Source organism: Rhodococcus sp. OK519, from assembly GCF_003051005.1.
Lineage (GTDB): Bacteria > Actinomycetota > Actinomycetes > Mycobacteriales > Mycobacteriaceae > Prescottella.
The window spans coordinates 330,522-351,421 of sequence record NZ_QAOW01000001.1; the positions used below are offsets into that span (position 1 = coordinate 330,522).

Annotated in this window: 15 protein-coding genes; all 15 read left to right on the forward strand. The window is 65.3% G+C overall.

Annotated features, from left to right (window positions below; all coding sequences use genetic code 11):
• Positions 1-209 precede the first annotated feature (209 nt).
• The 15 genes from rplJ (at position 210) to C8K36_RS01795 (ending at position 20,792) form a co-directional block, all read left to right on the forward strand.
• A complete protein-coding gene (gene rplJ / locus C8K36_RS01725) occupies positions 210-767 on the forward strand; it encodes a 50S ribosomal protein L10 (protein ID WP_107982721.1) in 558 nt (185 codons plus the stop codon).
• Positions 768-851: 84 nt separating this feature from the next.
• On the forward strand, positions 852-1,235 hold the full coding sequence (rplL, locus tag C8K36_RS01730; protein ID WP_107982722.1) for a 50S ribosomal protein L7/L12: 384 nt from the start codon (positions 852-854) through the stop codon (positions 1,233-1,235).
• A 232-nt stretch (positions 1,236-1,467) separates the two neighbouring features.
• Positions 1,468-2,514, forward strand: a complete 1,047-nt coding sequence (locus C8K36_RS01735; protein WP_107982723.1) for an ATP-binding cassette domain-containing protein — start codon at positions 1,468-1,470, stop codon at positions 2,512-2,514.
• An 11-nt stretch (positions 2,515-2,525) separates the two neighbouring features.
• Positions 2,526-3,320, forward strand: coding sequence for an ABC transporter permease (locus C8K36_RS01740; protein ID WP_107982724.1), 795 nt, complete (start codon positions 2,526-2,528; stop codon positions 3,318-3,320).
• 4 nt (positions 3,321-3,324) lie between these two features.
• On the forward strand, positions 3,325-4,185 hold the full coding sequence (locus C8K36_RS01745; RefSeq protein ID WP_107982725.1) for an MlaE family ABC transporter permease: 861 nt from the start codon (positions 3,325-3,327) through the stop codon (positions 4,183-4,185).
• Entirely contained in the window at positions 4,182-5,513 is a 1,332-nt protein-coding gene (locus C8K36_RS01750) for an MCE family protein (protein WP_107982726.1), read from the forward strand. Before C8K36_RS01745 ends, C8K36_RS01750 begins: the two co-directional genes overlap by 4 nt.
• Positions 5,514-5,521: 8 nt before the next feature.
• Positions 5,522-6,589, forward strand: a complete 1,068-nt coding sequence (locus tag C8K36_RS01755) for an MlaD family protein (protein WP_107983689.1) — start codon at positions 5,522-5,524, stop codon at positions 6,587-6,589.
• Entirely contained in the window at positions 6,586-7,581 is a 996-nt protein-coding gene (locus C8K36_RS01760; RefSeq protein WP_107982727.1) for an MCE family protein, read from the forward strand. Before C8K36_RS01755 ends, C8K36_RS01760 begins: the two co-directional genes overlap by 4 nt.
• Positions 7,581-8,825: an MCE family protein gene (locus C8K36_RS01765; protein WP_107982728.1), complete on the forward strand. Its 1,245-nt coding sequence runs from the start codon at positions 7,581-7,583 to the stop codon at positions 8,823-8,825. Before C8K36_RS01760 ends, C8K36_RS01765 begins: the two co-directional genes overlap by 1 nt.
• A gap of 11 nt (positions 8,826-8,836) precedes the next feature.
• Positions 8,837-10,078, forward strand: coding sequence for an MCE family protein (locus C8K36_RS01770; RefSeq protein WP_258194621.1), 1,242 nt, complete (start codon positions 8,837-8,839; stop codon positions 10,076-10,078).
• Entirely contained in the window at positions 10,078-11,328 is a 1,251-nt protein-coding gene (locus tag C8K36_RS01775; protein ID WP_107982730.1) for an MlaD family protein, read from the forward strand. The genes C8K36_RS01770 and C8K36_RS01775 overlap by 1 nt, the downstream gene beginning before the upstream one ends.
• 40 nt (positions 11,329-11,368) lie before the next feature.
• Positions 11,369-11,983, forward strand: coding sequence for a mammalian cell entry protein (locus C8K36_RS01780; RefSeq protein ID WP_107982731.1), 615 nt, complete (start codon positions 11,369-11,371; stop codon positions 11,981-11,983).
• A gap of 70 nt (positions 11,984-12,053) precedes the next feature.
• Positions 12,054-12,815, forward strand: a complete 762-nt coding sequence (locus C8K36_RS01785; protein ID WP_107982732.1) for a mammalian cell entry protein — start codon at positions 12,054-12,056, stop codon at positions 12,813-12,815.
• A 389-nt stretch (positions 12,816-13,204) separates the two neighbouring features.
• Positions 13,205-16,711 (forward strand): DNA-directed RNA polymerase subunit beta, encoded by a 3,507-nt coding sequence (locus C8K36_RS01790; protein ID WP_107982733.1) that lies wholly within the window; start codon positions 13,205-13,207, stop codon positions 16,709-16,711.
• 121 nt (positions 16,712-16,832) lie between these two features.
• On the forward strand, positions 16,833-20,792 hold the full coding sequence (locus tag C8K36_RS01795) for a DNA-directed RNA polymerase subunit beta' (RefSeq protein ID WP_107982734.1): 3,960 nt from the start codon (positions 16,833-16,835) through the stop codon (positions 20,790-20,792).
• The last annotated feature ends 108 nt before the right edge of the window (positions 20,793-20,900 follow it).

Below are 20,900 nucleotides of genomic sequence, written 5' to 3' on the forward strand. Positions count from 1 at the left end.
GTTGGTCACCGAGATCATTTCTGAAATCGGTTGAAGGTCCGGGATTGCCCGGCGACCCACGCAGGAGGACGAGGTGGGGGATGTTTGTCTGCGTCCGGTTCCGGCCGGTTGGATGATCTCCTCGTGTACGCCCCGTGTGCCCTGCACCGGGGCGTTTTGCATGTCACGGCCCAAAGTGGAACAACGACTGTCACGAGAGGAGGCGAAGTATGGCAAAGCCTGAGAAGGTTTCTGCAGTTGCAGAGATCACCGAGCAGTTCAAGGACTCGACCGCCGCCGTGGTCACGGAATACCGTGGTCTGTCGGTCACGAGTCTGACGAAGCTGCGACGCGCTCTCGGAGAAGGTGCCACCTACTCCGTCGCCAAGAACACCCTGGTCAAGCGTGCCGCCGCTGAGGCGGGCGTCGAGGGCCTTGACGACCTGTTCGTCGGACCGACCGCCATTGCATTCATCAAGGGCGAGCCGGTCGACGCTGCGAAGGCCCTCAAGGCCTTCGCGAAGGACAACAAGGCACTCGTCATCAAGGGCGGGTACATGGACGGCGCTGCGCTGTCCGTGGATCAGGTCAACCAGATCGCGGACCTCGAGTCCCGCGAGATCCTGTTGGCCAAGCTCGCCGGCGCGATGAAGGGCAACTTGGCAAAGGCCGCTGGCCTGTTCAATGCTCCCGCTTCGCAGGTGGCCCGCCTGGCCGCCGCGCTGCAGGAGAAGAAGGCTGCGGAGGGTGGGGCCGTCGAGGCTCCCGCCGACGCCGCTGCCGAATAGCTGATCCGCACCTGCGCATCACAACCATCACCACCTGTCCGGTCGCGGATCGGCGACACAGGACTTAAGAGGAAGGACGCCACCATGGCGAAGCTCACCACCGAAGAGTTGCTGGATCAGTTCAAGGAGCTCACCCTGCTCGAGCTCTCGGAGTTCGTGAAGGCGTTCGAGGAGACCTTCGAGGTCACCGCTGCTGCTCCGGTCGCCGTTGCCGCTGCCGGCGCTCCGGCCGCCGCCGAGGCTGCTGAGGAGCAGGACGAGTTCGACGTCATCCTCGAGTCGGCTGGCGACAAGAAGATCCAGGTCATCAAGGTCGTCCGTGAGGTCGTCTCCGGCCTGGGCCTGAAGGAAGCCAAGGACCTCGTCGAGGGTGCTCCGAAGGCGATCCTGGAGAAGGTTGCCAAGGACGCGGCCGAGGCTGCCAAGGAGAAGCTCGAGGCTGCCGGCGCGAAGATCTCCGTCAAGTAAGACGGAAGTCAGCGCTGCTTCCTGACGAAGCATCGAGAAAGAGGGTCGTTCCCGTTGGGGGCGGCCCTCTTTCGTCGTTCGGTCAGCTGCCCGACAAATCGTGATCGCCGGGTTGTGATCCTTACTTACTCATGAGTAGTATCTGGTGTTACGGATAACACTTCGATGCGATAGAGTGACGCAACCCACAGTGGGCCCACTGGTTGGGGGGATGTTTTTCACGCAGGAGGTAATGGTGGGAGTCGAGGTTTCAGTCGAGGGACTTACCAAGTCTTTCGGCTCTCAGAAGATCTGGCAGGACGTGTCGCTCACGCTGCCGGCTGGTGAAGTGAGCGCGCTGCTCGGGCCTTCGGGTACCGGCAAGTCTGTCTTCCTGAAGTCGCTGATCGGTCTGCTCCGCCCTGAAGAAGGGTCGATCGTCATCGACGGGACCGACATCCTTCAGTGCTCCTCGCGCGAACTGTACGAGATCCGCAAGCTGTTCGGCGTCCTGTTCCAGGACGGCGCTCTGTTCGGGTCCATGAACCTGTACGACAATGTGGCCTTCCCGCTGCGAGAGCACACCAAGAAGTCCGAGTCCGAGATCCGCAAGATCGTGATGGAGAAGCTCGAGCTCAACGGCCTCGTCGGCGCGGAGGGAAAGCTCCCCGGCGAGATCTCCGGTGGCATGCGCAAGCGTGCCGGGCTCGCACGCGCACTCGTCCTCGATCCCCAGATCATTCTCGTCGACGAGCCCGACTCAGGTCTCGATCCGGTCCGTACGACGTACCTGAGTCAGTTGCTCATCGACATCAACGCGCAGATCGACGCCACGATCCTGATCGTGACGCACAACATCAACCTGGCGCGCACCGTGCCGGACAACCTCGGCATGCTCTTCCGTAAGCAGCTGGTCATGTTCGGTCCTCGCGAGGTTCTGCTGACCAGTGACGAGCCGGTCGTGCACCAGTTCCTCAACGGCAGCAAGATCGGACCGATCGGCATGTCCGAGGAGAAGGACGACGCGCAGATGGCGCAGGAGCAGGCACTCGTGGACGCCGGTCACCATCACGGGGGCACCGACGACGTCTACGGCGTGGTTCCGCAGATGCAGGCCACCCCCGGTCTGCCGGTCCGGCAGGCGGTCGGGCGGCGTCAGGCCCGCGTCCGAGAGATCCTTCATACTCTGCCGATCGAGGCTCAGCAGGGCATCCTTGCAAGCATGAACGATGACGCTACGCAGGTGATTCCGGCTTACGACGACGGAGGATTCGAGCAGAGCACGTTCGAGCGCGGGTAGGGGATCTGCGCGTGGGGGGTACTCGAGCTTCGCTGATGAAGCCGGTCAACGGAGCGTTGACGCAGGCCGGCAATATCGTCCAGCTTTTCGTCGACGTGGTCCGCAACACGTTCAGGCGACCGTTCCAGTTCAAAGAATTCATCGAACAGGCGTGGTTCATCGCGAGCGTCACGATCCTGCCGACCGCACTCGTCGCTATTCCGTTCGGTGCGGTCGTGTCGTTGCAGACCGGTTCGCTGATCAAGCAGTTGGGTGCGGAGTCGTTCACGGGTGCCGCCAGCGTGCTCGCCGTGATCCAGCAGGGCAGTCCCATCGTGACCGCCCTGCTGATCGCGGGTGCTGCCGGCTCCGCGGTCACCGCCGATCTCGGTTCACGGACCATCCGCGAGGAGATCGACGCAATGGAAGTCCTCGGGATCAATCCCGTGCAGCGACTTGTCGTCCCCCGTGTACTCGCGATGGTGCTGGTCGCGGTGCTTCTCAACGGACTCGTCTCGGTCGTCGGTATCGCGGGTGGCTACTTCTTCAACGTCATCCTCCAGGGCGGCACCCCAGGCGCCTACCTCGCGTCGTTCTCGGCGCTGGCCCAGCTTCCGGATCTCTACATCGCCGAGGTCAAGGCCGCGATCTTCGGTGTCATCGCCGGTGTGATCGCGGCGTACAAGGGACTGACTCCCAAGGGGGGACCCAAGGGCGTCGGCGAGGCCGTGAACCAGGCCGTGGTGATCACGTTCCTGGTCCTGTTCTTCGCCAACCTGATTCTGACCATGGTGTACCTCCAGATCGTTCCGGCCAAGGGGGCGTGACCAGATGACGATCTCCAAGGGGCGGGGCGACTATGCCCTGATGCGTGCGCGCCGCTGGGCCCGCAAACCGCTCGACGTGCTCGACCACGCCGGCGAGCAGATGTCGTTCTACTCGCGCGCCATCGCGTGGACGCCACGGACGCTGCGGCGCTACCGCAAGGAGATGCTGCGACTGCTCGCCGAGGTCACGTTCGGCAGCGGCGCCCTCGCCGTCATCGGTGGCACCATCGGCGTCATCGTCATGATGTCCGGCTTCACCGGCGTCGTCGTCGGTCTGCAGGGCTTCGCTGCGCTGGACCAGTTGGGCAGCTCGGTCCTCACGGGCTTCCTGTCCGCGTACGTCAACACGCGCGAGATCGCACCGATCGTCGCGGCGCTGGCCTTGTCGGCCACGGTCGGCTGTGGATTCACCGCTCAGCTCGGTGCCATGCGGATCTCCGAGGAGATCGATGCCCTCGAAGTGATGGCAGTGCCCAGCGTGCCGTTCCTCGTCACCACCAGGATGATCGCCGGGTTCGTCGCGGTGATCCCGCTGTACATCGTGGGCCTGCTGGCCGCGTATCTCGCGTCGCGGGTGGTCTCGACGGTCTTCAACGGACAGTCGTCGGGCTCGTACGACCACTATTTCAACCTGTTCCTACCGCCCGAAGACGTGCTGTGGTCCTTCGGCAAGGTGCTGGTGTTCGCGTTCGTCCTGATCCTCATCCACTGCTATTACGGCTTCCATGCGCGCGGCGGCCCGGCCGGCGTCGGCGTCGCGGTCGGCCACGCGGTGCGCACTGCCATCGTCACCATCGCCGTTCTCGACTTCTTCCTCAGCCTCGCGATCTGGGGTACGACGACGACGGTGCGGGTGGCCGGATGATCGAATCGACGTCGAAGCTTCGTCGCAGAGTCTTGGGAGTCGCGTTCTTTCTGGTCTTGGCGTTGTTCCTGGGGGGGACGATCGCGAGCTACAACAAGACGTTCAAGTCCGTCGTCAAGGTCGATCTGGTCACCGACACCGTCGGCAACGCGCTGCCGCGTAACGCCGACGTCAAGGTGCGGGGCCTGATCGTCGGTGAGGTGCGGCAGGCGTCGACCTCGAACGGCAAAGTCACCTCGGTCATGGCGATCGACCCCGACAAGGCCGAACTGATCCCGTCGAACACCACCGCCAGGCTGCTACCGAAGACGCTGTTCGGCGAGCGCTACGTCGATCTGGTGGTCCCGGAGAACCCGAGCCCCAACCCGATCGAGGCCGGCGCCACGATCTACCAGGACAAGAGCGGCAACGCGATCGAGCTGGGCAAGATGCTCGACGGCCTGCTGCCGCTGCTGCAGGCGATTCCGCCGGAGAGCCTCGCGTCGACGCTCGGTGCGTTGTCGCAGGCGCTCGACGGTCGGGGCGAGCAGCTCGGCGTCACTCTCGACCAGCTCGACACGATCTTCGGTGGCGTCAATACGCGCATGCCCGATCTGCAGGCGGGGCTCCGGAGTTTCGCGACGTTCACGCAGACCTATTCGGACGCAGCCCCGCAGCTGGTCGATGCGCTCGACAGCCTGCGCACCACCAACGCGACGGTCGTGCAGGAGCGCCCGTCCATCGACGCTCTCGTCACATCGGTGACGGCGACGGGGTCGAGCACGGCCGACCTGCTGACAACCAACCGCGACTCCCTGATCTCCATCGCCGCCGATTCCCGGGAGGCGCTCGAGATCCTGGCCCGCTTCTCGGGAACCTTCGGCTGCACCTTCGCCAACTTCGCCGACGTGATGGGGCGAACGGGCGCGATCACGGGCGAGAACTCCCCGAATCCGGGCGCGCGCGCCACGATCGAACTCGTCAACCCGCGCGGACGCTACCTGCCCAATCAGGATGAACCCCGACTGATCGACACCCGTGGGCCGCGCTGTTACGAGCCGCCGCCCCTGGGCACCGACATCGGCCAGTACCCCGGCGGATCGATCCACGACGGCTCCTACCAGGTGCCCACGCGCAACGCCGGTGACCAGAACATCGCCGACATGCCCGGCCCGCAGTACACGGTGACGCCGGCGTCCAGCGCGACGTTCGCGGGATCACCGCTCGAACGCGAGACCCTCGCGGTGGTGTACGGAGAAGCGACCGGGATGGCGCCGGAAGACGTACCCGGCTGGACGACCATGATCGGCGCGCCCGCGCTCCGTGGAAAAGAGGTGAGCGTCAAGTGAAGCGACAGTTGCGAGGGGTGGCTGCACCGCTCACCAAACTGGTGATCTTCGCGCTCGTGACGATTCTGGCGACGGGGGCGCTTGCTCTCACGATCGCGAACTCGGGATCCTCGGGAGGCACCACGTTCAGTGCGCGGTTCACCGATGTGACTTCGCTCAACAAGGGCGACGAGGTGCGCATCGCGGGTGTCCGTGTCGGTCAGGTGACGAAGATCGAGATCGTCGACGACCGCGAGGCGCAGGTGGAGTTCGCGGTCAGTGATCGCGACTGGCTACCGGCGAGCACGACGGCGACGATCCGCTTCCGCAACCTGGTCGGCCAGCGATACATCGCGCTCGAGCAGGGGACGGGGCAGCAGGGCTACAAGATGGCCGCGGGCGAGACGATTCCGCTCGACCGGACCAAGCCCGCAGTCAATCTCACGACGCTGTTCAACGGGTTCCGGCCGCTGTTCCAGACGCTCAGCGCCGACGACGTGAACAAGCTGTCGTACCAGATCATCCAGGTGTTCCAGGGGGAGGGCGGAACCATCGAGGAGCTTGTGGCGAACACCGCCTCGCTGACCAACACGATCGCCGACAAGGACACGGTGATCGGCGACCTGATCACGAATCTCAACCGTGTGCTCGAGACGGTGAACAAGCGGGACGAGCAGGTCGACCAGTTGATCGTGAACACCGAGCGTCTCGTCAGCGGGTTGTCCGCAGACCGCGGCGTCATCGGTCGATCGGTGCAGTCGCTGTCCGATCTGACGAGCGCCACCGCAGACCTGCTGGTACCGACGCGGCCGTCCATCCAGGGCTCGATCGCGGGCCTGAACACCCTGGGCGGACACATCAACGAGCGATCCGACGACGTGAACCAGGTCCTCTCGAATCTGCCGGTGAAGATGGAGAAGCTGGGCCGCGCCGGCAGCTACGGCTCGTGGTTCCAGTTCTATCTGTGCGGCATCGACGTCGTCGCCGGACCGGGCACCGCGCCGCAGCTCAACCTGCCGACCAACCTGCCCACGATCAACCAGCCGATCTACACCAACGCGGCGCCGCGCTGCTACGCGGACGGTGAGCAGCCATGACCAAGAGGCGCAATCCTGCGGTGACGGGTGCTCTGGGCATCGTCGTCATCCTGCTCGCGACCATGTCGGCGTTCTTCCTCGACAGCCTCCCGATCATCGGCGCGGGCAACCGGTACTCCGCCGAGTTCACCGAGGCCGCCGGACTCAAGCCCGGCAACGAGGTGCGCGTGGCGGGGGTCAAGGTCGGCAAGGTGTCGGGTGTCGACCTGGACGGTGACCGCGTCCTCGTGACGTTCCAGACCAAGGACGCGTGGATCGGCGACCAGACGACGGCGTCGATCCAGATCAAGACGATTCTCGGCCAGAAGTATCTGGCGCTGGATCCGCGCGGCACCGAGGTGCTCGATCCGAGCACCCGGATTCCGCTCGAACGGACCACGTCGCCGTACGACGTCATCGACGCCTTCAGTGACGCGGCCACCACGCTCGAAGAGATCGATACGACGCAGTTGGCGTCGAGCTTCGAGGTGCTCTCGCAGTCCTTCTCCGGCACGCCGGACGAGATTCGCGGTTCACTCGACGGCGTCGCGCGGCTGTCGGAGACGGTGGCCAAGCGCGATCAGGAGCTGAAGAAGCTGTTCGAGGCGACGAAGCAGACCTCGCAGATCCTTGCCGACCGCAACGATCAGTTCCAGAAGATCCTCGCGAACGGCGGCACCCTGCTCACCGAGCTCAACACCAGGCAGCAGGCGATCGGGCAACTGCTCACCAGCACGCAGACCCTGTCCCGGGAGCTCACGGGTCTGGTCGCGGACAACGAGGCGCAGATCACGCCGGCCCTGACGCAGTTGCAGGGTGTCATCGACATTCTCAACGCCAACCAACAGAACGTGAGCAAGGCTCTCGAACTGGCTGCTCCGTTCTACCGGATCTACGCCAACGTGCTCGGTAACGGTCGCTGGTTCGACTCGGTCGTGACCAACCTGACCCCGCCGGGACTGCCGGAGATCCCCGGATACCGTGAGCCGCTACGCACGATGGGGGGCAACTGATGAGCGAGGCGCAGGTACGCACCCGCAAATGGATTCCGGTGGCCCTGATCGCTGCTGTCGCAGTCGTCGCTATCGGTGTCCTGTGGTGGCTCTTCCAGAATGCCGGCACGACCAAGATCACGGCCTACTTCGACAAGTCGGTCGGGATCTACGAGGGCTCCGACGTGCGGGTCCTCGGGGTCAAGGTCGGGACCGTCAACTCGGTGGTGCCGCAGGGCGACCAGGTCCAGGTCACGATGACGGTCGACCGCGGCGTCGACATCCCCGCCGACGCGAAGGCCGCACAGGTCACGCCGTCGGTGGTTTCGGATCGCTACATCCAGCTCACGCCCGTCTACACGGACGGCGAGAAGATGGCGAGCGACGCGACCATCCCGCGTGAGCGCACGGCGACGCCCGTCGAGGTCGATCAGCTGTATGCCAGCGTGACCGAGCTGTCCGAGGCGCTCGGCCCCAACGGCGCCGACAAGGACGGCGCGCTGTCGAATCTGGTGGACACTGCGGCCGCCAACCTGGACGGCAACGGCGACGCGCTGGGCAACACGTTCACGCAGCTGTCGGCGGCGGCGCGCACGCTCTCCGACTCGCGCACCGACATCTTCGACACCGTCAAGAACTTGCAGGTGTTCGTGAGTGCGCTCGCCGCCAACGACACCCAGGTCCGCCAGTTCAACACGCAACTCGCCGACTTCAGCGGGTACCTGGCGGGGGAGAAGGAGAACCTGGGACTCGCACTCAGCCAACTCTCGCTCGCCCTCGGCGATGTGGCGCGGTTCGTCGAGAACAACCGGGAACTGCTCCAGGGAAACGTCGCAAGTCTGACGACGGTCACCCAGACGATCTCCGACCAGCGGGATTCGCTCGCCGAGGCACTCGTGACGATCCCGCTCGCGGTCAGCAACCTCGTCAACACCCACGACGCCGAATCGGGCACGCTGCAGATGCGAGTCGACCTGCCCGATCTTCAGGACCCGTTCGGTTTGGGCTGCAAGCTGATCGACATCGCCAAGCTCAAGCCCGGCGACCCGGAATTCGAGGCATTGGGCCGTCAGATGAAGCCGCTGGCCGACAACTGCAAGGTGGTGACCGATCAGCTGACCGCGGGCGTCAAGACGCCGACGCTCAACCTGCCCCTCGGCATCCTGAGCGGCGACAACCTGCAGCGCGGTGCCGTGCCGGGAACGGTCCCGGGGACCCCGTCGCCGCGCCTCGGCGGTACGCAACCGCAGGGGGGAACACCGTGAGGCCGATACGGGTGAGGACGGCAGCGATCGCGGCCGGCGTGTGCGTCACCGCGTTGACGATCGGCGCGTGTGGTTCGGAGGGGATCTACGCGATCCCGCTGCCGGGCGGCGCCGACATCGGCAGCGATCCGATACACCTGAAGATCCAGTTCGACGACGTCCTGGACCTGGTGCCGCAGTCGACCGTCAAGGTCGACGGCGTGCCGGTCGGTCGGGTCGCGAACATCGCGGTCGTCGACGACGGCTGGACCGCACAGGTGGAAACGTTGATCAACAACTCGGTGGATCTGCCGGCCAACGCGGTCGCCGAGGTCCAGCAGTCCAACCTGCTCGGCGAGAAGTTCATCGCGATCTCGGCGCCACCGGAGAACCCGTCGACGGCACGACTGGCGAGCGGCGACACGATCCCGGTCGACCGCACCCGCCATGCCACCGACATCGAACAGGTCCTCGGCGCATTGTCGCTGCTCCTCAACGGTGGCGGTGTCGCCCAGTTGCAGCCCATCGTGTCCGAACTGGAGACGGCGCTCGACGGCCGCGAGACCAAGGTGCGCGGACTGCTCGAGCAGGCGAACACGCTGATCGCCGGTCTCGACGAGCAGCGTGACTCGATCACCCGGGCACTCGACGGTCTCGACACGTTGAGCGGGCGGGTGGCGGACCAGACGGGCAAGCTCGAGAAGATCCTCGACGAACTCCCCGAGGGCGTCGAGATCCTGTCCGAGCAGCGCCCGCAGTTGGTGCAGATGCTCGGCCAGGTCGATCGGCTCGGGCAGGTCGGGGCAGACGTCATCAACCGCTCCAAGGACGATCTCATCGCGGACCTGCGTGCGCTGAGGCCGACGCTGCAGGAACTCGGCGCGGCGACGCCCGACATCATCACGTCCGCACCGCTGGTGCCGACGTTCCCGTTCCCGGACTCGATCATCCCGTCCATCCACGGTGGCCAGGCGAATGTGTTCCTGTCGATCGACCTGCAGATCGGGGACACCCTGTCGAACCTGGGCGTGGGCAAGCCCGACCCGGTGTACTACCCGCCGAAGTACGGTCCGCCGGTTCCGGTGAACCCGGACAACCCTTACTACAACGGCAACGGTCCGCGGCCGGGTTGGCCGACAGTGTCGATCCTGCCGATCCCGCCGATCGTGCCCAATCCGGTCCCGGCGCCGGGAACCTCGCAGGTGTCGGCGCCGGCGAATGCTCCGGTCAACCCGTTCGATGCGTTCCTGAAGCAGCTGGGGGTGGGTGAGTAATGGTCTCGCGTCTGGCCAAGTGGCAGTTGGTGGCGTTCATCGTCGTCGCAGTACTGGGGATCGGATACGTCGGTGCCAAGTACGTCCGGCTCGACACGCTGCTGGGGTTCGGTGAGTACCAGGTGGACGCAAAGTTCGCGCACTCCGGTGGCATCTTCACCAACGCGGAGGTCACCTATCGCGGCGTGCCGGTCGGACGGGTCGGCGATCTCGCGCTGACCGAGGACGGCGTGTCCGTGGCGCTCATGATCGACGACGGCGCCCCCAAAATTCCGGCGTCGGCCAAGGCCGTGGTGGCTAACCGGTCCGCGATCGGTGAGCAGTACGTCGACCTGCAGCCCGACACCGACGAGGGGCCCTTCCTCACGGACGGGTCGGTGATCCTCGCGACGAACACGGCGACGCCGATTCCTGTCGAGGACCTCATCGGCAGCGTCGATCGTCTGGCGCGGTCGGTGCCCACGGATTCGCTGCACACGACCGTCGTGGAACTCGGCAAAGCGCTCAGCGGCAAGGGGGGCGACCTGCAGGTCCTCGTCGATTCGCTGGGGCGATTCACCGAGACCGCGAACGAGGCGCTGCCCGAGAAACTGGCGCTGATCAGCGACGGCCGAACGGTGCTCGACACTCAGGCCGAACAGTCGGGCGCGATCCGCACGTTCAGCGACGGACTCGACCAGATCACGGCCCAGTTGAAGGCGAGCGATCCGGACGTGCGACGGCTGATCGGCACCGGTAGGGAGGCGACGGACACCGTCGGCAAGCTTGTTGCGAACAGTGGTGACGACCTCACGACCAACCTGACCAACCTCACCACGACGCTGACGACGATCTCGCCCACGTTCATCGCGCTGCAGCCGTTCTTCCAGTTCCTGCCCGCGCTGTCCGCGGGCGCGTCGGCGGTGGCTCCGGGCGACGGCACGATCCATTTCGGTCTGGTCCTCGAGACCAACAATCCAGTGCCGTGTACGCAGGGTTACGAGGGCACACAGGAGATCCTCGCGCAGATGAAGGCGGAGAACCCGAACTTCGACGACACGGTCGACAACTTCCCGTTCAACACCAACGCGCGGTGCACCGTGGAGCAGGGCAATCCTTCGGGTGTGCGCAGCGCCGAACGCATCATCTACGCCGACCCGGAGACCCCGCAGCCGTGGGACAGCACGCCCAAGACCGACCCGGACAAGCTGAACCTGAACCCCATCGCGACCCAGATCGCAACGCTGATGGGCGTCGTGCCGGTCCGGTAGCGTTCGGCAAGCATTCGTTACCCGAGAGTAAGGTTGCCGTGTGACGGACACCACCAAGAACAACAACACGCTCGTTGCGGCCACGGTTGCGGTGTGTGTGGTCCTCGTCGGCGCGCTCGTGGCGGCGGTGTGGTTCGGCTACGGATGGGCGCACGCCGCTCTGTCGGAGAAGCCGGCGGCCGATGCTCGCGAGTCGGCGCTGGCTGACGCCCGCCAGGCCGCCATCAATCTCAACTCCTTCGACGCGGCGAATCTCGACAAGTCCTTTGCCGACATCGAGTCGTCCATCACCGGTGGTCTGGTCGAGGACCTGAACGCAACACGCGACCAGCTCGCGCAGCAGACTGAGCAGACCGGTGCCCGCAGTGAATCGGAGGTGCTGGGCGCGTCGTTGACCTCCCTCAACACCGATGACGGCAACGCCGACGCCATCGTCGTGCTTGCCACCACGACATCCTGGCCCAATCAGACGTCGCGCAAGGTGCGCGTCACGATGCGCCTCACGATGGAGGAGGGCGACGACGGCGTGTGGCGGGCGTCCAAGTCCGTGAACCTCGGCAACGCGTCGGTGCTCGAGGAGTCGCCCGCGCCCCAGGCGCCGAGCGCACCTGCCCCCGCTCCGGAAGCGCCGGCCGGCGATACCGGCGGCCGGTAGCCGTCCCAGTCTCTCTGCACATCCCGGGCGGTTCCGATTCCAGACCGCCCGCCGGAAGGAGTTCCGCGTCATGCCTCCCATTCGTCGCAGCACCAAGCCCGCCTCGTCCGGTCGGCGCCCCAAGATCGCCGGGGCCGGGACGTCGCAGCAGGGGAGTGACGTTCGGCCGCCCGCGAGCGATGTCCCGTTGCTGGACGCCGACGGTGCGGCGGCCGTCGCTGTCGTGACCGTCGACGAGGGCGGTCCTGCGAAGGGGGACACGCCGGTGCGGCTCGAGAAGGTGGACGAGCCGGCGCCGGTCACGGCGGGCGGCGAACCGGGCCGTAGCGGGGCCCGATTCGGGGGCCCGAACTGGAAGCTCGTGGCCGGCCTGGCCGTCGCGGCGATCGTTCTGGCGGCGTTCGCCGTCGTGGCGGCCTTCAAGCCTGGTGTCGACGTCTCGAACACCGCCTACGTCGACGCCGGCGGTACCGCCGAGGTGACCGAGGCGGCCCGCACGGCGTTGAACACGCTCTACAGCTACAGCCCCGACACGATCGACGAGTATCCCGGCAAGGCCCGCGCCGTGCTCACCGAGAACATGCGTGGGGAGTTCGACAAGACGATCGATCCCACCGTGGCCGCAGTGAAGCAGGGTGGGACGTCGACAACTGTCCAGGTGACCGACGTCGGCGTGAAGGTCCTGGACGGCGACCGTGCCGAATTGATCGCCAATGTGACGGTGAGCGCGGAGTCGAACGGGGCCGCGCAGGACAGCGCATCGGGCCCGTTGATCGTTCGGATGGAAAAAGTGGGCGACGTGTGGCTATTGTCTGATATCGCGGATCAGTAGCCCGGCGTCCCACAGATCGGTCAGCGCCTCCTGTGGCCGGCGATTCGCATGCAATGCCTCACGCGTGGTTCGGCATCGAATCGCCGGGACTCAGGCTTGACGCGGCGATGATCTCGCGTCACTCTATCCCTGAACATTCACGCGTCTCACACGCGCGCAGCACCCTGACGGGTGTCCTTTCTGCTGCCCGGCTCGACATCTACTGAGTTTGGGTGTACTTTTGGACGTTGCGCTGGCTGCCTCCTGTCCACCTCTCGACCTCACTGCGGCGAAGTGATCTGCTTCCTGCTCCTGTGGCGAGGATTCGTTCGGGTTGTGACCAGCGAATTCGCCCCACATAAAGAAGCAGATACAGCGGCGGTCGCACCAGCACGAGCGGCCCGCGTGAGGTGCTGGAAGGACGCATCTTGGCAGTCTCTAGCCAGACCAAGGCAGTTGCCGGAATCCCCGGAGCCCCCCGAAGGGTTTCGTTCGCGAAGATTCGCGAACCCCTCGAGGTCCCAGGGCTCCTCGATCTACAGACCGATTCGTTCGAATGGTTGGTGGGCTCGCCGAGTTGGCGCGAGCGCGCGGCCGCACGGCGCGACGGAGCGGTAACCGGTGGTCTCGAAGAGATCCTGGCCGAGCTTTCGCCCATTGAGGATTTCTCGGGGTCCATGTCCCTGTCCTTCTCGGACCCGCGCTTCGACGAGGTCAAGGCCTCGACCGATGAGTGCAAAGACAAGGACATGACCTACGCGGCGCCTCTCTTCGTCACCGCGGAGTTCATCAACAACAACACCGGTGAGATCAAGAGCCAGACGGTCTTCATGGGTGATTTCCCGATGATGACGCCGAAGGGCACGTTCATCATCAACGGCACCGAGCGTGTCGTCGTGTCGCAGCTGGTCCGTTCGCCGGGCGTGTACTTCGATGCATCCATCGACAAGAGCACCGAGAAGACCCTGCACAGCGTCAAGGTCATCCCGGGCCGTGGTGCATGGCTCGAGTTCGACGTCGACAAGCGCGACACCGTCGGTGTCCGTATCGATCGCAAGCGCCGCCAGCCGGTCACGACGCTGCTCAAGGCGCTCGGTATGACCGACGAGGAGATCCGCGAGCGGTTCGGTTTCTCGGAGATCATGATGGCCACCCTGGACAAGGATCCGGCCAAGAACACCGACGAGGCCCTGCTCGACATCTACCGCAAGCTGCGTCCGGGCGAGCCCCCGACGAAGGAGAGCGCGCAGACGCTCCTGGAGAACCTGTTCTTCAAGGACAAGCGCTACGACCTCGCTCGCGTGGGCCGCTACAAGGTCAACAAGAAGCTGGGCCTCAACAGCGGTCTGCCGATCGAGGCGTCGACCCTCACCGAGGACGACATCATCACCACGATCGAGTACCTCGTGCATCTGCACGCGGGTGACACCGTGATGACCGCCCCGGGTGGTGTCGAGGTTCCCGTCGAGGTCGACGACATCGACCACTTCGGTAACCGTCGTCTGCGCACCGTCGGTGAGCTCATCCAGAACCAGATCCGCGTGGGCCTGTCCCGCATGGAGCGCGTCGTGCGTGAGCGGATGACGACTCAGGACGTCGAGGCGATCACGCCGCAGACCCTGATCAACATCCGACCTGTCGTGGCCGCGATCAAGGAGTTCTTCGGAACCTCCCAGCTGTCGCAGTTCATGGACCAGAACAACCCGCTGTCGGGCCTGACCCACAAGCGTCGTCTGTCGGCGCTGGGCCCCGGTGGTCTGTCCCGTGAGCGCGCCGGCCTCGAGGTGCGCGACGTCCACCCGTCGCACTACGGCCGTATGTGCCCGATCGAGACCCCGGAAGGCCCGAACATCGGCCTGATCGGCTCGCTCTCGGTGTACGCGCGGGTCAACCCGTTCGGCTTCATCGAGACGCCGTACCGCAAGGTCGACAACGGCCAGGTCACCGACCATGTCGACTACCTGACCGCGGACGAGGAGGACCGCCACGTCGTGGCGCAGGCCAACTCGCCCGTCGACACGTCGGGTCGCTTCACCGACGAGCGTGTCCTCGTTCGTCGTAAGGGCGGAGAGGTCGAGTTCGTCTCGTCCTCCGATGTCGACTACATGGACGTTTCGCCGCGCCAGATGGTCTCCGTCGCGACCGCGATGATTCCGTTCCTCGAGCACGACGACGCCAACCGTGCCCTCATGGGCGCGAACATGCAGCGTCAGGCCGTGCCGCTGGTCCGCAGCGAGTCCCCGCTGGTCGGTACCGGCATGGAGCTGCGTGCTGCGGTCGACGCCGGCGACGTCATCATCACCGAGAAGACCGGTGTCGTCGAGGAGGTCTCCTCCGACTACGTCACCGTGATGGCCGACGACGGTAGCCGCACCACCTACCGCCTGCGCAAGTTCGCGCGCTCGAACCAGGGCACGTGTGCCAACCAGCGTCCGATCGTGGACGAGGGTCAGCGTGTCGAGTCGGGCCAGGTCCTGGCCGACGGTCCGTGCACCCAGAACGGTGAGATGGCGCTCGGCAAGAACCTGCTCGTCGCGATCATGCCGTGGGAGGGCCACAACTACGAGGACGCGATCATCCTGTCGCAGCGCCTCGTGGAGGAGGACGTCCTCACCTCGATCCACATCGAGGAGCACGAGATCGATGCTCGTGACACCAAGCTCGGTGCCGAGGAGATCACCCGGGATATCCCGAACGTCTCGGACGAGGTTCTCGCCGACCTCGACGAGCGCGGCATCATCCGTATCGGTGCCGAGGTTCGTGACGGCGATGTGCTGGTCGGCAAGGTCACACCCAAGGGTGAGACCGAGCTGACCCCGGAGGAGCGCCTGCTCCGTGCGATCTTCGGTGAGAAGGCGCGCGAGGTCCGCGACACGTCCCTCAAGGTGCCGCACGGTGAGTCCGGCAAGGTCATCGGCATCCGCGTGTTCTCGCGCGAGGACGACGACGATCTGCCTCCGGGCGTCAACGAGCTGGTTCGCGTCTACGTTGCCCAGAAGCGCAAGATCCAGGACGGCGACAAGCTCGCCGGCCGCCACGGCAACAAGGGCGTCATCGGCAAGATCCTCCCGCAGGAGGACATGCCGTTCCTGTCCGACGGCACCCCGGTCGACATCATCCTGAACACCCACGGTGTTCCGCGTCGTATGAACATCGGTCAGGTCCTCGAGACGCACCTCGGCTGGATCGGCAAGACCGGCTGGAACGTCCAGATCGCCGGCGACGGTTCTCGTCCGGACTGGGCGGAGACCCTGCCCGAGGAGATGCTGGCGGCTCCGGCCGACTCCAACATCGCCACCCCGGTGTTCGACGGTGCCAAGGAGGACGAGCTCACCGGTCTGCTCGCTTCGACGCTGCCCAACCGTGACGGTGAGCGGATGGTCGGACCGGACGGCAAGGCGACGCTGTTCGACGGTCGCTCCGGCGAGCCGTTCCCGTACCCGGTGTCGGTCGGCTACATGTACATCATCAAGCTGCACCACTTGGTCGACGACAAGATCCACGCGCGTTCGACCGGTCCGTACTCGATGATCACCCAGCAGCCGCTCGGCGGTAAGGCCCAGTTCGGTGGCCAGCGCTTCGGTGAGATGGAGTGCTGGGCGATGCAGGCGTACGGCGCTGCCTACACCCTGCAGGAGCTGCTCACCATCAAGTCGGACGACGTCGTCGGCCGCGTGAAGGTGTACGAGGCCATCGTCAAGGGCGAGAACATCCCCGAGCCGGGCATTCCCGAGTCCTTCAAGGTTCTCCTCAAGGAGCTCCAGTCGCTCTGCCTCAACGTGGAGGTGCTGTCCTCGGACGGCGCAGCCATCGCAATGGCCGACGGCGATGACGAGGACCTCGAGCGTGCCGCCGCGAACCTGGGCATCAACCTGTCCCGGAACGAGGCCGCGACCGTGGACGATCTCGCGAATTAGTTTTCGGTCCCCGGGCTGTGTGTGAGCGCAGCCCGGGGGCGCTAGAGCACATTTGAATTGGCAGTCAGGAAAAGCGGATCTCACCCGCTGATCCACAATCCCTCTGGGGAAAGGAAGTTACGTGCTCGACGTCAACTTCTTCGATGAACTCCGCATCGGTCTCGCGACCGCGGAGGACATCCGCAACTGGTCTTACGGCGAGGTCAAGAAGCCGGAGACCATCAACTACCGCACGCTCAAGCCCGAGAAGGACGGCCTCTTCTGCGAGAAGATCTTCGGCCCCACTCGGGACTGGGAGTGCTACTGCGGTAAGTACAAGCGCGTCCGCTTCAAGGGCATCATCTGTGAGCGCTGCGGCGTCGAGGTGACCCGTGCGAAGGTGCGTCGTGAGCGCATGGGCCACATTGAGCTCGCCGCTCCGGTCACCCACATCTGGTACTTCAAGGGTGTGCCGAGCCGCCTCGGTTACCTGCTGGACCTGGCTCCGAAGGATCTCGAGAAGATCATCTACTTCGCTGCCTACGTCATCGTCGGTGTCGACGAGGAGCTGCGTCACAACGAGCTCTCCACGCTCGAGGCCGAGATGCAGGTCGAGAAGAAGACCGTCGCCGATCAGCGTGACGCCGACCTCGAAGCCCGCGCCCAGAAGCTCGAAGCGGACATCGCCGAGCTCGAGGCGGAGGGCGCCAAGTCCGACGTCCGCCGCAAGGTCAAGGACGGCGGCGAGCGCGAGATGCGTCAGCTCCGTGACCGCGCGCAGCGCGAGCTGGACCGCCTCGACGAGATCTGGACCACGTTCACCAAGCTGAGCGTCAAGCAGCTCATCGTGGACGAGGGCCTGTACCGCGAGCTGGTCGACCGCTACGGCGAGTACTTCACCGGTGCGATGGGCGCAGAGTCCATTCAGATCCTGATGCGCAACTTCGACATCCAGGCCGAGGCGGAGTCTCTGCGCGAGACCATCCGCAGCGGCAAGGGCCAGAAGAAGCTGCGTGCGCTCAAGCGACTCAAGGTCGTGGCGGCGTTCCAGATGTCCGGCAACTCGCCGATGGGCATGGTGCTCGACGCTGTCCCGGTGATCCCGCCGGAGCTGCGTCCGATGGTTCAGCTCGACGGTGGCCGTTTCGCGACGTCCGACCTCAACGACCTGTACCGCCGCGTCATCAACCGCAACAACCGCCTCAAGCGACTGATCGACCTCGGTGCTCCCGAGATCATCGTCAACAACGAGAAGCGGATGCTGCAGGAGTCTGTGGACGCGCTGTTCGACAACGGTCGTCGTGGCCGGCCCGTCACGGGTCCGGGTAACCGTCCGCTGAAGTCGCTGTCCGATCTGCTCAAGGGCAAGCAGGGTCGCTTCCGTCAGAACCTGCTCGGCAAGCGCGTCGACTACTCGGGCCGTTCGGTCATCGTGGTCGGTCCGCAGCTCAAGCTGCACCAGTGCGGTCTGCCGAAGCTGATGGCGCTCGAGCTGTTCAAGCCGTTCGTCATGAAGCGTCTGGTGGATCTCAACCACGCGCAGAACATCAAGTCCGCGAAGCGCATGGTCGAGCGTCAGCGTCCGCAGGTGTGGGACGTCCTCGAAGAGGTCATCAACGAGCACCCCGTGCTGCTGAACCGTGCACCTACGCTGCACCGTCTCGGCATCCAGGCGTTCGAGCCGCAGCTCGTCGAGGGCAAGGCCATCCAGCTGCACCCGCTCGTCTGTGAGGCGTTCAACGCCGACTTCGACGGTGACCAGATGGCCGTGCACCTGCCGCTGTCGGCAGAGGCTCAGGCCGAGGCTCGCATCCTGATGCTGTCGTCGAACAACATCCTGTCGCCGGCGTCGGGTCGCCCCCTCGCCATGCCGCGTCTGGACATGGTTACGGGTCTGTTCCACCTGACCCGCGAGGTCGAGGATGCGATCGGCACTTACGCGCCGGCCACCGACGACCAGCCGGAGCAGGGCGTCTACAGCTCGCCCGCCGAGGCTCAGATGGCCGTCGACCGTGGCGTGCTGTCGGTGCAGGCGGGCATCAAGATGCGTCTGACGCATCAGCGTCCGCCGCGTGAGGTCGAGGCGGAGCTGTTCCCCGAGGGCTGGCGCTACGGCGATGCCTGGACCACGGAGACGACTCTCGGCCGTGTCATGTTCAATGACCTGCTCCCGGCGGACTACCCGTTCATCAACGAGCAGATGCCGAAGAAGCGTCAGGCGACGATCATCAATGATCTGGCCGAGCGTTACCCGATGATCGTGGTTGCGCAGACGGTCGACAAGCTGAAGGACACCGGCTTCTACTGGGCCACCCGGTCCGGCGTGACGGTCTCGATCTCCGACGTCCTCGTGCCGCCGGAGAAGCCGCAGATCATGGAGAAGTTCGAGGCGCAGGCCGATCAGATCGAGAAGAAGTACCAGCGCGGTGCTCTCAACCACACCGAGCGCAACAGCGCCCTGGTGAAGATCTGGTCCGAGGCCACCGACGAGGTCGGTAAGGCCATGGAGGCCCACTTCCCCGACGACAACCCGATCCCGATGATCGTGAAGTCCGGCGCAGCCGGCAACATGACTCAGGTTCGCTCGCTCGCCGGTATGAAGGGCCTGGTGACGAACCCGAAGGGTGAGTTCATCCCGCGTCCGATCAAGTCCTCCTTCAAGGAGGGCCTGACGGTTCTCGAGTACTTCATCAACACGCACGGTGCTCGTAAGGGTCTGGCCGATACCGCTCTCCGCACCGCCGACTCGGGTTACCTGACCCGTCGTCTGGTGGACGTGTCGCAGGACGTCATCGTCCGCGAGGTCGACTGTGGCACCGAGCGCGGCATCCTCACCACGATCGCGGAGAAGGCAGCCGACGGCACGATGATCCGCGATGCGCACGTCGAGACCTCGACGTACGCACGCACCCTGGCTGCGGACGCGGTCGACGAGAACGGCAACGTCATCGTCGAGCGTGGACACGACCTGGGCGATCCCGCCATCGACGCGTTGCTCGCGGCCGGCGTCACGCAGGTCAAGGTCCGTTCGGTCCTCACCTGCACCACCGCCACGGGTGTCTGCGCAACCTGCTACGGCCGCTCGATGGCGACCGGCAAGCTCGTCGACATCGGCGAGGCCGTCGGTATCGTCGCCGCTCAGTCGATCGGTGAGCCCGGTACCCAGCTGACGATGCGTACCTTCCACCAGGGTGGTGCGGCCGGCGCGGCCGACATCACCGGTGGTCTGCCGCGTGTCCAGGAGCTGTTCGAGGCTCGTGTCCCCAAGGGCAAGGCCCCGATCACCGAGGTCTCCGGCCGGGTGCAGCTCGACGACGACGACCGCTTCTACAAGATCACGGTCGTCCCGGACGACGGTGGTGAGGAAATCGTCTACGACAAGCTGTCGAAGCGTCAGCGTCTGCGCGTGTTCAAGCATGACGACGGCTCCGAGCGACTGCTGTCGGACGGCGACCACGTGGATGTCGGTCAGCAGCTGCTCGAGGGCGCTGCTGACCCGCACGACGTGCTGCGTGTCATGGGCCCGCGTCAGGTGCAGATCCACCTCGTCAACGAGGTCCAGGAGGTGTACCGGAGCCAGGGTGTGTCGATCCACGACAAGCACATCGAGGTCATCGTGCGCCAGATGCTGCGTCGCGTCACGATCATCGATTCGGGTTCGACGGAGTTCCTGCCCGGTTCGCTGGTCGAGCGTGCGGAGTTCGAGGCGTCCAACCGTCGCGTCGTCGCCGAGGGTGGCGAGCCCGCGGCCGGACGTCCGGTGCTGATGGGTATCACGAAGGCGTCGCTGGCGACCGACTCGTGGCTGTCGGCGGCCTCGTTCCAGGAGACCACTCGCGTGTTGACCGATGCGGCCATCAACTGCCGCTCGGACAAGCTGATCGGTCTCAAGGAGAACGTGATCATCGGCAAGCTGATCCCGGCAGGCACCGGCATCAACCGGTACCGGAACATCCAGGTTCAGCCCACCGAGGAGGCGCGTGCCGCTGCGTACGCCGTCCCGTCGTACGACGACCAGTACTACAGCCCCGAGGGCTTCGGTACCGGTACCGGTGCTGCGGTTCCGCTGGACGACTACGGCTTCGGTAGCGACTACCGCTAACCCGTAGGAAAGTTCGATCCGAAAGTCCCGTCCCCACCAGGGGGCGGGACTTTCGGGCATTCTGGGGACAAGAAGAATGACGCTGGAACCGGACGATCGGACAATCCG